Source organism: Paraburkholderia sp. ZP32-5, assembly GCF_021390495.1.
In the GTDB taxonomy this organism is placed as follows: Bacteria; Pseudomonadota; Gammaproteobacteria; order Burkholderiales; family Burkholderiaceae; genus Paraburkholderia.
The window spans coordinates 4,132,563-4,146,835 of sequence record NZ_JAJEJP010000001.1; the positions used below are offsets into that span (position 1 = coordinate 4,132,563).

At 62.3% G+C, this 14,273-nt stretch carries 10 protein-coding genes and 1 riboswitch; of the genes, 7 read left to right on the forward strand and 3 right to left on the reverse strand.

From position 1 onward, the window contains the following. Positions 1 to 136: 136 nt before the first annotated feature. Together L0U82_RS18015 and L0U82_RS18020 are read right to left on the reverse strand one after the other, a co-directional pair. Positions 137 to 1,147 carry a sodium:calcium antiporter gene (locus tag L0U82_RS18015; RefSeq protein WP_233832761.1) on the reverse strand — a complete coding sequence of 337 codons (1,011 nt, stop codon included), beginning with the start codon at positions 1,145 to 1,147 and terminating at the stop codon, positions 137 to 139. Positions 1,148 to 1,250: 103 nt separating this feature from the next. Beyond that, a riboswitch (yybP-ykoY riboswitch) is annotated at positions 1,251 to 1,421 on the reverse strand. A 254-nt stretch (positions 1,422 to 1,675) separates the two neighbouring features. After that, a complete protein-coding gene (locus L0U82_RS18020) occupies positions 1,676 to 3,721 on the reverse strand; it encodes an alkaline phosphatase D family protein (RefSeq protein WP_233832763.1) in 2,046 nt (681 codons plus the stop codon). 540 nt (positions 3,722 to 4,261) lie between these two features. Here L0U82_RS18020 and L0U82_RS18025 point away from each other — a divergent pair. The 4 genes from L0U82_RS18025 (at position 4,262) to L0U82_RS18040 (ending at position 9,853) form a co-directional block, all read left to right on the forward strand. Continuing rightward, entirely contained in the window at positions 4,262 to 6,475 is a 2,214-nt protein-coding gene (locus L0U82_RS18025; protein WP_233832766.1) for a glycoside hydrolase family 31 protein, read from the forward strand. A gap of 186 nt (positions 6,476 to 6,661) precedes the next feature. Further along, complete coding sequence (locus L0U82_RS18030) at positions 6,662 to 7,957, forward strand: MFS transporter (RefSeq protein WP_233832768.1); 1,296 nt, start codon at positions 6,662 to 6,664, stop codon at positions 7,955 to 7,957. Further along, positions 7,954 to 8,397: a nuclear transport factor 2 family protein gene (locus L0U82_RS18035; RefSeq protein WP_233832770.1), complete on the forward strand. Its 444-nt coding sequence runs from the start codon at positions 7,954 to 7,956 to the stop codon at positions 8,395 to 8,397. The genes L0U82_RS18030 and L0U82_RS18035 overlap by 4 nt, the downstream gene beginning before the upstream one ends. Positions 8,398 to 8,608: 211 nt before the next feature. Beyond that, on the forward strand, positions 8,609 to 9,853 hold the full coding sequence (locus L0U82_RS18040) for a porin (protein WP_442793624.1): 1,245 nt from the start codon (positions 8,609 to 8,611) through the stop codon (positions 9,851 to 9,853). Between the two features lie 217 nt (positions 9,854 to 10,070). Here L0U82_RS18040 and L0U82_RS18045 read toward each other — a convergent pair whose 3' ends face one another. After that, positions 10,071 to 10,940 (reverse strand): alpha/beta fold hydrolase, encoded by an 870-nt coding sequence (locus L0U82_RS18045; protein ID WP_233832772.1) that lies wholly within the window; start codon positions 10,938 to 10,940, stop codon positions 10,071 to 10,073. 85 nt (positions 10,941 to 11,025) lie between these two features. On the opposite strand from L0U82_RS18045, the gene L0U82_RS18050 reads away from it, so the two are divergent. The 3 genes from L0U82_RS18050 (at position 11,026) to L0U82_RS18060 (ending at position 14,268) form a co-directional block, all read left to right on the forward strand. After that, positions 11,026 to 12,054 (forward strand): LysR family transcriptional regulator, encoded by a 1,029-nt coding sequence (locus L0U82_RS18050; RefSeq protein ID WP_233832774.1) that lies wholly within the window; start codon positions 11,026 to 11,028, stop codon positions 12,052 to 12,054. Between the two features lie 79 nt (positions 12,055 to 12,133). After that, a complete protein-coding gene (locus L0U82_RS18055; protein WP_233832776.1) occupies positions 12,134 to 12,859 on the forward strand; it encodes an immunity 52 family protein in 726 nt (241 codons plus the stop codon). A gap of 338 nt (positions 12,860 to 13,197) precedes the next feature. After that, the gene (locus L0U82_RS18060) at positions 13,198 to 14,268 is read left to right on the forward strand and encodes an acyltransferase family protein (RefSeq protein ID WP_233832778.1); all 1,071 of its coding nucleotides are present in this window, start codon (positions 13,198 to 13,200) and stop codon (positions 14,266 to 14,268) included. Positions 14,269 to 14,273: the final 5 nt, after the last annotated feature.

Below are 14,273 nucleotides of genomic sequence, written 5' to 3' on the forward strand. Positions count from 1 at the left end.
ATTGACTTCGTCCAACCGTGGTCGGGTCTGTCTTAGCGTCTGTCCTGTGTGGGCCCCGGCCGTGGCGGCGGTCCTCTATGGCGTCGCACTGTATCACGAGTTTGCGGCACTCGAAAAAGCGCGGCGGGGCCCGGCACTAACGCGTCAACGTGATCGACAGATAGGTCACGTAGAGCACGCCACACACCAGCAGCGCGCCGACACGCAAGCCTTGCTCGCGTACGTTGATACGCAGCCATGCGGCGGAGGCAAGCGTGATCGCGACACCGGTCAGCACTTCGATGCGCGGCGTCCACGGCGTCAGCAGAATGCCGATCGCAGGCAGCAGCGTGCCCTGAAACACCATCGCGCCGGTGATGTTGCCGAACGCGAGCGTGTCCTTGCCGCGCCGGATCCATAGAATGCTGTTGACCTTCTCCGGCAATTCCGTCGCGATCGGAATGATCAACAGCGACAGCAGCAGCGGCGATACACCCACCGCTTCGGACACGCCGCGCACGCCGTGAATGAAGCCTTCCGCGCCCCAAACCAGCAACGCGACCGCGAGCGCCAGTTGCAGCGCGATCGTCGCGAGATTGGTCGGCAATCCGATACGCGCGAGCAGCATCTTGCCCGGCGCCTCGGTGCCGTGCCCGGCGTCGACGAGCTGACTCGACGCACGGAACGTCATCACCACATAGACGACGTAGACGCCCACCAGCGCCACGCTGAACAGCGCGCGCACGATCAGTTGCTCATGCGGCACGTACATCGCCACGGCCGCCAGCGCGAACGCGCACAGGAAGTAGTTCAGATCGCGCGTGAAGCCGGTGCGCTCGGGCGCGACCCAGCCCTGCACGCCGCGTGAGCGCAGCACCGCGAGTGTCATCAGAAACGTCGACAGCGTGGAGAGCATCAGCGGCGCGCCGAGAATCGCGCCGACACCGATCTCCTCGTTGACCGTGCCGCCGGCCTTGCTGCCGGCGATCGCGAGCAACGGCACCAGCGTTTCGGGCAGCGCGGTGCCGACCGCCGCGAATAGCGAGCCGGTCACGCCTTCCGATATTTTCAGACGTTCGCCCAGATGTTCGAGCGCATTGGTGAAGAGTTCGGCCGCCACGAGGATGACGACCAGCATGATCGCGAGTTCGAAGACGAGACCGGTCATGCGGCACTCCCGGCGCATGCCTGATGAGCACGGCTGGCTGGACGGAAAACACACGAGGGGACTGCCGGCGGGCAACGATGATTCACAGGGCAACTCCGTGGTCGGACGCAGGTAACGAACCATGACGCACCGCCACTCGTCCGACCAGAACGAGGCAGTGCGTCAATAGTCTCGCCAAACCGACCTGGTCGAACGCGCCATGGCCTGCAGGCCAAGTATGTTGACGCGCTCTCCTTCATGCGATGAAGGAAGGCTACTCCCTAGTGACCGGGGGATTCTATCGGCAAGGGGCGGCTTTCAGCAAGCTTGTAGGCGTCTGTGGGCTGCGTCGGCAATGCAGGCGGTGTTGGCGATGTTGGCGCCGTGAAGTAATTCGCAACCTGTCGCTAGTCGCGTGACAGCGGCTGCCGACCAAATGCAAAAAAGCCGCATTGCGGCACCGCGAAAGCATCCACGGCAACCGCAAGCGGCCATCTATTCGGGCACGCAATGCGCGTTCGCATCGCCCGCCCGCTGCACAACAGCGGCTTACGTCGGCGCCGCCACCACCGTCACTGCCGGCGTATTCACCGCCACCGTCACCACCTGGGTGCTGGCGATCGCAGTCGCCGCCGTCGGCACCACACCCGCCGGGCTCACCGGAGCAAGCTTGCGGAAGTTGCAGGTCAGCAGCGTCGGCGTCAGCGTGATCACGCTGTAACCCTGCGCGTTGGTGTTCGCGTAGGTCAGCCAGCTGTTGTTCGACGTCAGCGTCGTGTCGAGGCTGTTGAAGGTGCCGTTGGTCGCCAACTCATTCAGCCAGCCCGTGTTGTTCGCGGGGTTGTTCACGAAGCCCACGTACGAGGTGAACAGCGACGTGCTCGAGATACCGGCCGTCACCAGATCGACCATCACGGGCTTCGGTGTAGCGGCGTCGAAGTCGTCCATCACGGTACCGGCGGCGAACGCATTCAGGTCGCCGGTCAGCGCCACCACGTTGTTGATGCTGTTGTCCGCGAGGAACGCCATCAAATTCAGACGCTCGGCGTTGTAACCGTCCCACTGGTCGGCGTTCATCAGCATCGTGGTCAGCGTCGAGTACGGCGGCAGCATCGCGTTCAGCGCGGCGATCGTGTCCTGAACGTCGGCTGTCGGGAAACCGAGGCCCCCCGGCCCCGGCCCCGCGAACGCGCTCAGATTCGCGAACGGCGCGGGGATCAGGTTGCCGGCCACTGCGGCGGCCAGGTCCGCCTGGATCGCCGTATGGAACCCCGCCTCGAACGGCGTGAGGCCGCTTGTGGTTTGCAGAACGGCCTGGGTCAGCGCGTTCGTCAGCGCGGCCATCAGATCCACTTCCATGCGCAGCAGCGACACGTCGTTGCCCCACAGCTTCCACGTGGTCTTCGCCGCGCTCATCTGGCTCTGCCACCATTGACGCTGCGTGTCGCCCAGCATCGTCACCGGCGTCAGCGCGCCGCCGCTAGTGGTCAGGCGCGCCTGTTCGGCCGCGGCCACCGTGGCCTTCGGCACGAAGTAACGGGCACCGATCGGATTGCCCGAGGTCGTCTCGGCCACTTCGTGAGCGGCGCGGTACAGACGCTCGTCGGTCATCACCAGCGTGGCCAGATCGCCGAACGTGAACGAACGATAGATCTGGATGTTCTGGAACGACGGATTGTCGGCCGTGAACGTGACGTCGGCCGGCATGAATTCGAACCACGCCTGGTTCGCGCTGCGGCGGCGCGCGGTCTGCTCGGCTTCGGCGGACGTGTAGGTCTCGTGATCCTGCCAGCAATCGTCGGAAAACTCGTGGTCGTTCCAGATCGCGATCATCGGCCAGTTCGCGTGCAGACGCTGCAGGCGCGGGTCGCTGCGGTACGTCATGTACAGCGTGCGGTAGTCGGCGAGCGTGGTCGCGTAGGTCGAACCGTCGGGCAGCGCGGTGCCGTTGGGCAGCTTGATGGGCGGATGCTGCGGGTCGGTTGCCGGCGTAACCGGCAGCGTGATGCCCAGTTGCTCGTACACATAGTTGCCCACGTGCACGATGAAACTGATGTCTTCGTTCTGCATCGCGTCGAATGCAGCCCAGTGATTCACGCTCCAGTCCTGGCAGTTGATCACCGCGAAATTCAGCTTCGCGAGCGACTGGCCCGCCGCCGGCAGCGTCCACGTGCGGCCCGTCGTGCTGGTCACGCTGCCTACCGTGAAGCGATAGTAGTAAATCGTGTTCGCGCTCAGGCCGGTGACCTTGTGGCGCAGCGTGTAATCCCAATCCGGCGTCGCCGACACCGTCGTATTGACGACCAGCGCGCTGAAGTCGGCGGTGGTCGATACCTGCACGCCGACGTTGACCGGGTTGGTGCCGTCGGCGCCGTCGACGCGCGTCCACAGCACGACGCTATCCGGTTGCGGATCGCCGGAGGCCACGCCCAGCGAAAACGACATGGGTTTCGCCGTGCCGCCGGTACCGCCGCCGCCGGCGTTGTTCGTGGTGCTCGTCGAGACGTCGCTGCCACCACATGCGCTCAATAGCGTGGTGCTCGCGACCGACATCGTCATGAAGCTGCCCCACTTGATAAATTTACGGCGATCCATTTTCAACCCGTCAATAAGTCAGTTTTCGAAGAGAACTCGTCGGCTCACAATCGGGTTCAAAAACAATTCAATCCCCGGCCCGAAAGCGATTCGTGCGGCATTAAGACATTGGCGTATGTCTCCTTAATGACAGCTTTCGTGCCTTACCTAGCCCTATTTCATTTCACTGAAATGCCTTCATTTAGCCATACCTATTAATTTATTGAATAAACCTAATATGTTTTTTTATAAATCGATCATTTGAATTGAAAATCGCAGGCTTTCGTCATCGATCTGACACGCATGAATGATGCAAGGTGCGACAAGGCTTTCGTCATCTAGCTGAAATCCGGGCTGAATACCATCCGTCGCACCGCTAGCAAGCTCCAATTGCGCGGCGCCCTGACACGAATCTGTAAAAGAGCGCGTAAAAATTCGTAATCGTTAGCCTGACCGATTGATAACGATTTCAATATTTTTTCTCGCCATTGTCATTATTTCGCCGTGAACCGCCGCTTTCTCATTGCGGTTCAATTCCGATAACTCACATTTAAAATCGAGATGCGCGCCCGCCGACTCCATGCGCTGCTAGTCAGCCTGACTTTCGCGATTGCCGCCTGTAGCGGCTCAAAAGATTCAACCACTCAGACACAAAATGGCAACGGAAATAGTGGCGGCAATACCGGCAGCACCAGCAATGCGCTGAAAGTCAGCGAAACGCCCACGCAATTCGTCGTCAGTAACGCTCAAACGAGTTTCACGCTGAGCCGCTCGGGCTGGCATCTGCAATGGACCACCGCCGCCGGCAACACGCTGATGCAGGACGCCGCGACGAGCGGCCCGGTGGCCCAGGTCAATCCCGACTACGCGAAATTCAACGATCTGCTCAACGGCATCGACGAGGCGTATCCGGGCCTGCCGCAGGTCAGCTATCGGCCGCTGTCGTATCTGACCGGGTCGCAGTGGCACTACGCGACCGGCGCGCAATCGGTACAGGTATCGGGCGATACCGCGACAGTGGCGGTCACGACCGATGACGGCCTCGGCGCGGCACTGACACTGACGTTCGCGAGCGACGGTACGGTCAAGGTCCACTACGCACCGGCGGCACCGAACGTCACCGCTGTTTCGACATCGTGGGATAGCCCCGCAAGCCAGGCGTATTTCGGCGGCGGCCAACGGTTCTCGTCGGTCAACATGCGCAACACCGCACTGCCGCTGTGGATCAGTCATGGTCCCGGTTCGAACCGGCAGACGTCGACCAATGAAATCGTGTCGCCGTTCTTCTGGTGTCCGTGCGGCTGGGGCGCGGCGATCAATTCGGATGCGCGCGGTGAAATCGTGTTTGCGCGCAGCGACCAGCGCCCCGACGCGGTACGCGCGACGATCGAGAACAACGCGCTCGATCTGGTCTACTACGACGGCACGCCGGCACAAATGCTATCGGCGTACATCGGCCGCGTCGGCGGTCCGCAATGGACTCCGCCCGACTGGATGTGGAAGCCGATGGTCTGGCAGGACGGCGACACCAGCACGCAATCGGTCAATGATCTGGTCGACGGCATGCAGAGCCGCAATATCCCGCTCGGCGCGGTATGGCTCGACAATCCGTGGGACAACGGTCAAGGCAGCTTCGACTTCAACCCGACCCAGTTTGCCGACCCGGACGCGCTGATCTCGCAGATCCACGGCAAGGGCGTGCGCCTGATGGTGTGGCTGTCGCCGTATGTGAACGGCACCTACCAGACCAGTTACGAGAGCAAAGCCTGGACCATCACCGGCACCCGCTCCGATAACAACGAAGAGACCTATTACCCGCCGCGCGGACTGAGCGTGCACGTCGACTTCACCAACCCGGCGACCTATTCGACGTGGCGCGACAGCCTGCAGGCGCTGATCCGTCGCGGTGTCGATGGCGTCAAGGTCGATCGCGGCGAGGAAGATCTTTCCGACACGTCGGTCTGGGAAAACGGCTTGCCGAACCGGCTCAATCACAACGCGTATATCGACGATTATCACCACGCGATTTTCGACGCGTTCCATGCCGAACGTCCGAACGACGATTTCGTGATTCTCGCGCGCGGCGGCTGGAACGGTTCGGCGCGCTGGGCCGGACATTGGGAGGCGGACAATCAGAGCCAGCCTGGTGAACAAGGCTTGACGCAGGCGCTGCGCGCGTTGCTGTCGCTATCGATGAGCGGCTTTGCGTTCACCGGCGGCGACGTCGGCGGCTATGTCGGTGATCGGCAGAACACCGGTGTCGCGGGCTTCAACAATCCCGATCTGACGCCGACGGAAGGCACGTATATCCGCTGGACGGAACTGGGCGCGCTGTCACCGGTGATGCAGACGCCGGTGCCGCCGTGGTGGGTCACCGATCACGCGATCACCGTGTATCGCCGCTATGCGACGCTGCATGATCGTCTGGTGCCGTATATCGCTGCCGCCGCGCGTCAGACGATTGCCGATGGCACGCCGATCGTGCGGCCGCTGCCGTATGCGTATCCGAGCGACGCCAATGCGGTTGCCGCCGACGACGAATATCTGTTCGGCCCGGACCTGCTGGTCGCGCCGGTGACGTCGACGCTGTCCACCGTCGGGATCGGCACGCGGCACGTCTATCTGCCGGCGGGCACGTGGCACGACTTCTGGACCGGTGCCGTGTATCAGGGGCCGCAGTCGCGCACGATCCTTCCGGATGTGGATACGTTGCCGCTCTATGTTCGTGATGGCGCGACGTTGCCGGCGGGCGTGAGCGCGGCGGAGTTGCCGTAACAGCGAGCGCGGGGAGCGTTGTTTCCGGGCGCTCCCCGCGGCCCGATTTCATCCCGGCAGCCATACCAAAGCGGCATGGCTTCCGATCACCCAAAGGTTTTTTACAAAAGCGGGGCATTGACGCACAGTTCTGACCATCGACCGTATTGCACAACGCATAAAAGGAACATCGATGGAGACACGTCAATGAAAGCGGGCCGGATCGTTATTTACCTGTTGCTGTTTTCCGGATGCTCGATCAACTACATCGATCGCGTCGTGCTGTCGGTGGCGGCTCATCCGATTGCGCAGGAGTTCGGATTGTCGACGGTCCAACTGGGCTATCTCTTTTCGGCATTCCTGTGGACCTATCTGATCTTCGTGTTGCCTTGGGGCATGTTGGTCGACCGCATCGGCACGAAGCGCTCCACCGCGTGGGGCATGGCAATCTGGTCGTTCGCGACCGTGCTGACCGGCGTCAGCGGCGGCTTCGGTTCGGCGATCCTGTCGCGACTGCTGATGGGTTTCGGCGAAGCCTCGACCTATCCGGCCGGTGCCCGCACGATTCGCGAATGGATGCCGGCTCGCGAACGCGGCTTCGCGACGACGGTGTTCAACTGCGGCGGCTACGCGGGACCGGCGATCGGCTCGATCCTGATGGGCACGCTGGTCAGCGCAATGGGTTGGCGCGGCGGCTTTTTCGTGTCCGCGGCAATCGGCTTCGGCTGGATGCTGATCTGGCTGATCGCATATCGCTCGCCTGAGAAAGCGCGTTATATCGGCGACGAAGAACGGGCGATGATCCTCGCCGAGCGCGGCGGCAGCGCGCAAGCATCGGCGAGCGCGCCGTTGTCCGCGCTGCTGCGCTGCACGAGCCTGTGGGGGCTCTTTATCGTGCAGGGCTGCGCGGTCTACACCGTCTATCTGTTTCTGAGCTGGCTGCCGAGCTATCTGCAAAGCGCTCACGGATTGTCGGTGCTGAAGACCGGTTTCTACACGGCCGTGCCGTATGCGGTCGCGGTGCCGGGCACGATTTTCATGGGCTGGCTCAGTGACCGCCTGCTGCGCAACGCACCCGTCAATTCAGGACGCCGCCGCAACATGGTCGCGCTGCTGTTGCTGTGCTCGGCCTGCATTCTGGTGACGCCGCTGGTCCACAACACCTTCGTCGTGCTCGCGCTGTTCTCGTTCTCGCTGACGAGCATCGGCAGCACGGTCGGGCTGAATATCGCGCTGCTCAGCGATCTGCTGCCCAATCCGGCCAACACCGGGCGCGCGCATGGTTTCCTCGTGACCGGCGGCAACCTGTTCGGCGTGCTCGCGCCGATCGCGACCGGCTACGTGGTGTCCTTCACAGGCAGCTATAGCGCGGCGTTCGTGATCGCCGGCATCCTGCTGGTGGTGGGCGCGACCGTGTGTCTGACGATGACCCGCAAGCCGATTGCACCTGCTACCGCATCCGGCGACGTGCAGATCAGCACGACTTCAGGAGCGAACGTATGAGCGCGGCCGACGACAAGGACAGCATCAGGGAACTGTTGGCCCGCTACTGCTTCCTGCTCGACGATTATCGATTGAGCGAATTCGCCGCACTGTTCGCCGCGGATGGCACATGGAGTTCGCGCAACGGCACGGCCACCGGCCCGCGTGCGATCGAACAATTGCTGACGTCGCTGGTTCCGGTGCCGGGACCCGGCACGCGCCGCCGGCACCTGACGACCAACATCCTGATCGATCTGCGCGGCGATACAGCGACGGTCCGCTCGTATTTCATGGTGGTTCGCGACAGTGCGAACGGACCCGCGATCGCGGTGGCCGGCCGCTATGAAGACGAAGTCGTGCGAGTCGATGGGCAGTGGTTTTTCCAGTCGCGCCGGCTGTCTCACGACATCGCCGGCGAGAGCGGTCTGCTACCCGCCGGCGGGCCAAGTCCCACGAGCTGACAGCGCGGCCATAACCGGCCGCTAGCTAGTGAGTCCGCGCAAAGCAGGACTCCTCTCACGCCCAATTTTTTCAACCTCGACAGGCTGCGTGTGCGCGCACCGCCGGCCGGGGCGCGCTCGTGCCAGCTCATCCGTCAGCAGGCCGCGCACTCGCCCTTGCCGTTTGGCACCGTCGCCACACGGCCAATTCAAATCAAAGGAGACATGGAACGTGCGAACCACTTTTCGCATCCGCTCGATCGGCCTGCTGCTCGGCACCACCTGCGGCCTGGCCGTTCACGGCGCAGCCTTCGCGCAAGGCTCGGTCACGCTGTACGGCATCCTCGATAACGGCATCACGTACACGAACAACGCGGGCGGCCACTCGACGATCATGCAACAGGACGGCAACAACACCGGCGCGAACGGCAGCCGCTTCGGCCTGCGTGGCACCGAGTCGCTTGGCGGCGGCCTGAGCAGCCTGTTCGTGCTCGAAAACGGTTATACGCTGCCGAACGGCGGGCTTCAGCAAGGCGGCCTGCTGTTCGGGCGTCAGGCTTACGTGGGGCTCAGCAACAGCGTCGGCACGTTGACGTTGGGCCGCCAGTACGACTCGCTGGCCGACTACGTGCAGCCGCTGTCGGCCGCCGCGCAGTGGGGCGGCTACATGATGGGTCACGCGGATGAGGTCGATAACATCGTCGACACGAACCGCCTCAACAATGCGATCAAGTTCAATACGCAACGGTTCGGCGGCGTGCGCTTCGGCGGCGTTTATAGCCTCGGCGGCGTGGCCGGCGATGTGACGCGCAATCAGGTATTCGCGCTCGGCGCCGATTATGCGAACGGTCCGCTCGCGTTGGCCACTGCGTACCTGAACGCGCGGGACCCGAATTACGGTTTCTTCGGCGGCAACGGCAATGCATTGACGCCGAGTTCCGTCACCAGCTCCGGTGCGCCGAATACCAACAACATCGGCAGCACGCGGCCAGCATTTTCAGGGTTTGCCTCGGCGGGCACCGAGCAGATTGCCGCGGCAGCGGGAGCCTATGCGTTTGGCGCAGCCCGCGTCGGCTTGATCTACTCGAACGTGCGTTTCAGCAATCTCGGTGCACTGGCGGTATCGGGCACGCCGACGTTCTCGCCCGGCAGTTCGACGTCGTTCAACAGCGTCGAGCTCAACTTCAAGTATCAACTGACGACGTCCGTGCTGCTCGGTGCTGCGTATAACTGGGTCAAGGGCGGATCGGTGACGACGGCGAGCGGCAAGGAACTCGGCGCGACTTACAACCAGATCGCGGCCGGCGCCGATTATTTCTTCAGCAAGCGCACCGATGTCTATGCGGTCGGTGTCTATCAGCATGCGAGTGGGACGGATTCGACGGGGCAGCAGGCGCATGCATCGATCGATGGGTTAACGCCGTCGTCGACGAGTAACCAGCTGGCGCTGCGTGTTGCATTGCGCACGCGCTTCTGACGAGCGAGGCTTTGCGTTTGTTGCCAGTCGGTTGATGTAGGCGAATATCGGCGAAGGCCCGGCGAAACAGATGTTTCGCCGGGCCTTCGTGGTTTTGCCTGTGGTTGTGGTGGTTGGCGTTATTAGTACGGCGTTGGCGGATTTTCGATCAGTACGCAGTGCGGGTGAGTGTCGTGCGAGGGGCCATTGTCACGAGCAGGATCGCGTGCATGCAGGCTCAAGTGGACGATGAAACAGCGGACGACACCACGTCATGCTCACCACTCCGCTTCGCCTCGCAGCGCCGCACGAAATCCGCGATGCCGCTCGCAAGCGGCAACGGCGCCTGCACGGACGCGAGATGCGCGCAGTCCAGCTCGGCAAATTCAATCGCAGCGCGACTGCCCCAGCGTGCCGCGAACTCGGCGACATGCGCGGGCGGACGCAGCGGATCGTGCGTGCCGGCCAGCATCAGACACGGTGCGCTACAGCCCGCGAGCGTGTCGAGCAGTTGCGCATCGCCGAGCGCGCGGTTGGCGAGCCCATACGAGACCGGATCGTTGGCGAGAAAGCGCGAGCGATACGCGGCGAAGATCGCCGGATCTTCGCGCCGACGAATCACGGGCGGATAAGAGCGCTCGAGCGTCGCATCGACGATCGCGCGCATTCCGTGCGCCGCCGCCAGTTCGGAGCGTTGTTCCAGATAGCGCCGCCGTTCGGCATCGGCACCCAGCGCCGGCGCGCACATCACGAGGCCCGCAACCCGTTGCGGATGACGCGCGGCATACACGAGCGAGATCACCGCGCCGGCCGCGGTGCTGACGAGCCAATAGGGACCGGGCAGCGCGGCGGCATCGATCACGGTTTCGAGATCGTCGGCCAGTTGTTCGACGCTCACCGCGTCGCGCACCTTCTCCGACGCGCCGTGGCCGCGCTGATCGAAACGCAGCAGCGTGAAGTCACTCGCGAGAGGATCGATGACGGCGTCCCAGCTCGCAAGACTGCCGCCGAGCTCGTGAAGCAGGATCATGCTGCGCGGACCATGCCCGTCGATGGCATAGCGCAAACTGATAGAAGCGTGATGGGTCCAGCGGAACTTGAAGGTCATTGCACTCGAAGGAAACGGGCCTGTTTGCACGATACTGTGCACCGCGCCCCGCGCATTGACAAAAACCGTTTTGCGATGACAACCTATGCCGCTTCAGCATGGGTCGCAGCCGGCCACCTTGGGAGAGAACAGCATCGACATCCGCGAATTACGCTACTTCCTGCAGATTGCGCGGGCCGGCAGTTTCAGCCGCGCCGCCGCCGAACTGTATATCGCGCAGCCGGCGCTGAGCCGGCAGATCACCAAGCTCGAACAGGAACTGGGCGTCGAGCTGTTCGTGCGGCACGGCCGCGGAATCAAGCTGACGACAGCGGGCGCGATGCTGCTGGAACGCGCGGAAATGATCACGCATTACGTGCGGCAGACGCACGAGCAGGTCCGTGCCGCCGGCGACGGCCTAAGCGGCCATATCACGATCGGCATGCCGCCCGCGATTGGCGTGCCGCTGCTGCCACGTGTGATCGAGTCGTATGCGGCGCGCTGGCCCAATGTGTCGATTCACGTGCGCGAGGGTTTGAGCACGTCGTTGCAGGAATGGCTGCTCGATCGCCGCGTGGACGTCGCGATCGTCTACAACCAGCCGCCGCTCGACGCGCTGGAGATCGCGCCGATGTTCAGCGAGCCGATGGTCGCGGTCGGACCGCCGGAATCCCGGGCGATCCTGCCGGAAGGTCCGCTGCGCATCCGCGATCTGGCCGATCTGCCGCTGATTCTGCCCGGCCTGCCTCACGCGAATCGCCGCGTGATCGAGCGGGCGGCGGTCCAGCACGACGTCAATCTGCGCATTGCGTTCGAAGTCGATAGCGTGCCGTTGACGAAGGCGCTGGTCGCGAACGGCTTCGGCTATTCGCTGCTGACCTACACCGCCGTGCAGGAGGACGTGGTTCAGGGGCGTCTGTGGGCGGCGCCGATCGAGCGTCCGGCGATCCGCTCGACGGTGTCGGTGGCGGCATTGAAAGACCTGCGCAAGTCGCCGATCGTCGACGCGATGTTCGAGGTTATCGCCGACAAGCTCGGCGAACTGGTGCGCAGCGATGGCTGGCAGGGGCAGGTTGCGTGGCTGGGGAGCGAGGCGGGGGAGTCGGAGGCGGTGGAGGGGGAGGAAGGGGTGTGATCAGGGCGCCACTCAAAAAAAGGTGGCGCCGCTGTTGGCGCGATTTGGAATTCCGTCCGTCTACCAACCGTAAAGCGACATGGAAATCAACGCACTATTTCGGGACCCTTTGCTGACGAGCCAGGATTTTCACGAAATGCTGATTCGTGAGTCGGCCATAGTCGACATGCTCGCAAAGGCCAGCCCGCTTATGGACCGCGCAAATTGGCGTCTCAAAGGCGACACCCTGAACGAGGCATTGCTTTACCCGGCCTTCGACAGTAGCGGCGCGCCATCACAGCCGGCGCTCGCCGTGCTCACAGAGGAAACGAAAGGCCGGAAAAAGGGGATATCACATACGGCGATCTGGAATGGCAAGACGGGGCAGGATGAAGGCGGTTCGATGTCATGCCAGACCTCCGATGCAAAGGTACTTCCAGACTCCTTTTCCGCCCGCGTGGGCGTTCCCGCCTGTTATGCCACGGCCGACGAAATGATCAATGTAGTCACGGCTGTCATCGCAACTTTTCGGCCGCTAGTCGTCGAAACCTCTCCAACTGGTTATTTTGAGAAGCAGGTCTTCGATGACAAACCCGGTGTTGGCTGGATGCTCTATCTGCCTCAGATCATCACAGTGCAACAGGTTCCGGAAGCTCGTGCATTGATTCCGGTTCCCGCCGCAGGCAAGCAGCAGACCGGAACGATCATCGTCAGCGTAATGGATGCCGTGTTCTCAGTAGACAATCCGGAGCATGTAGAGATCGCGAACCGCATTGAAATCCGTCTCGTCGATCAGGATCTATTGCCGGCCTATTCAGAACTATAGGCGTCGCTAACGCGCCTCCTCGCGTCCTGGCTGTTGGACACAGCCATCGTCGTACTGCGGCGGCAGCTCGCGAGGAAGCGTGAGCCGGCGTTTGCCGATAGCGTGTTCGTCTACCGCGGCCGCCTGTCTCACAGACGGTAACGGCCGCGTGACGCACGAGATTTCAGACGGCGGATATGAAACGTCGCTTGAACCTGAAGCGCGGGACGACCCGACCAGTTCGCAGCATCGAACTCATTTCAGGAAAGGAGGCAATTAGCAAGCGAAGCGTTGCATTAGAATGCGTTTCCATTTGTTTCTAACGCTTCCGGTTTGCATACACAGAAATAACTAGAAAAATGACCAACGCGCCAGCAACACGGTTTCCCCACTTTGACACCCTTCGCCTGACCCTCGCCATTCTGGTCATTCTGTCGCACAGTTTCGACCTGCTGCGATATCCCGAACCCTTGTTGCGACTCGGCGCGCAGTCATCTTTGGGCAGCTTCAGTGTCGCCGGATTTTTCCTGATTAGCGGATACCTCATTACCCGTAGCTGGATCGCCGACCCATCTATCGGCCGCTTTCTACGTCGCCGTGTGTTGCGGCTTTATCCGGCATTTATCGTCGCATCGCTCGTATCGGTTCTGATCGTCGGCCCACTCGGCGCCAACGCGGCGCAGTACTTCGCCCAGCTGGACCTATTGAAGTCGCTGCGCGAGTTGCTCACGCTTCGCGATCCACAGACACCGCGCGTTTTCGCCGGCACGTTCGCCGAATTCGTGAACGGCTCGATGTGGACAATCTCATTCGAGTTTCGCTGCTATCTACTGTTGATCGTGATTGCGCTGCTAGGCGTATTCAAGCGCCGCATGGCGTTACTTTGCCTGACCATCGCGACCGGCTTCATCGCCTGCTATTCAGGCGCTCATGCGCTGCATAACGTAGCGCTCGGCCTGCCCGCGCTGCGCGTGTCCGATTCGATGATCTGGTTTGCAGCGTTGTTTCTCACCGGAAGTTGTGCCTATGTGTTCCGCGAGAAAATCCGCTATGGCGTCGTGCCCTGCCTGATCGCATTGGCGACGCTGGTAGCTTGCGCTTCCAATCCGCTACTGTTCCGCCCCGCCGTTCTGATCGCAGGCGCTTACGTGGTCTTCGGCGCATGTACGTCGTCGGCTTTGCATCGCTATGCGCCGACCCGCGTCGACCTTTCATACGGCGTCTATCTGTACGGTTTCCCGGTTCAAAAACTGTTGAGCTGGTACGTGCCGGGTATCACGCCCATCGTGCTGTTTGTCGCGACACTGGCGATCTGTTTGCCGCTGGCCGCATTGAGCTGGCGCTTTATCGAATCGCCGGCTTTACGGCTTAAGCCGCGCTCAACTCAACGAACGTCGCCGCTTGATAGTCTGGCGAGCCAAACCGGCTGAACGTA

Bases quoted from the DNA above. Each gene is read 5' to 3' on its own strand.
- L0U82_RS18015 (WP_233832761.1), bottom strand. From the start codon at position 1,147: ATGACCGGTCTCGTCTTCGAACTCGCGATCATGCTGGTCGTCATCCTC.
- L0U82_RS18020 (WP_233832763.1), bottom strand. From the start codon at position 3,721: ATGGATCGCCGTAAATTTATCAAGTGGGGCAGCTTCATGACGATGTCG.
- L0U82_RS18025 (WP_233832766.1), top strand. From the start codon at position 4,262: ATGCGCGCCCGCCGACTCCATGCGCTGCTAGTCAGCCTGACTTTCGCG.
- L0U82_RS18030 (WP_233832768.1), top strand. From the start codon at position 6,662: ATGAAAGCGGGCCGGATCGTTATTTACCTGTTGCTGTTTTCCGGATGC.
- L0U82_RS18035 (WP_233832770.1), top strand. From the start codon at position 7,954: ATGAGCGCGGCCGACGACAAGGACAGCATCAGGGAACTGTTGGCCCGC.
- L0U82_RS18045 (WP_233832772.1), bottom strand. From the start codon at position 10,940: ATGACCTTCAAGTTCCGCTGGACCCATCACGCTTCTATCAGTTTGCGC.
- L0U82_RS18050 (WP_233832774.1), top strand. From the start codon at position 11,026: ATGCCGCTTCAGCATGGGTCGCAGCCGGCCACCTTGGGAGAGAACAGC.
- L0U82_RS18055 (WP_233832776.1), top strand. From the start codon at position 12,134: ATGGAAATCAACGCACTATTTCGGGACCCTTTGCTGACGAGCCAGGAT.
- L0U82_RS18060 (WP_233832778.1), top strand. From the start codon at position 13,198: ATGACCAACGCGCCAGCAACACGGTTTCCCCACTTTGACACCCTTCGC.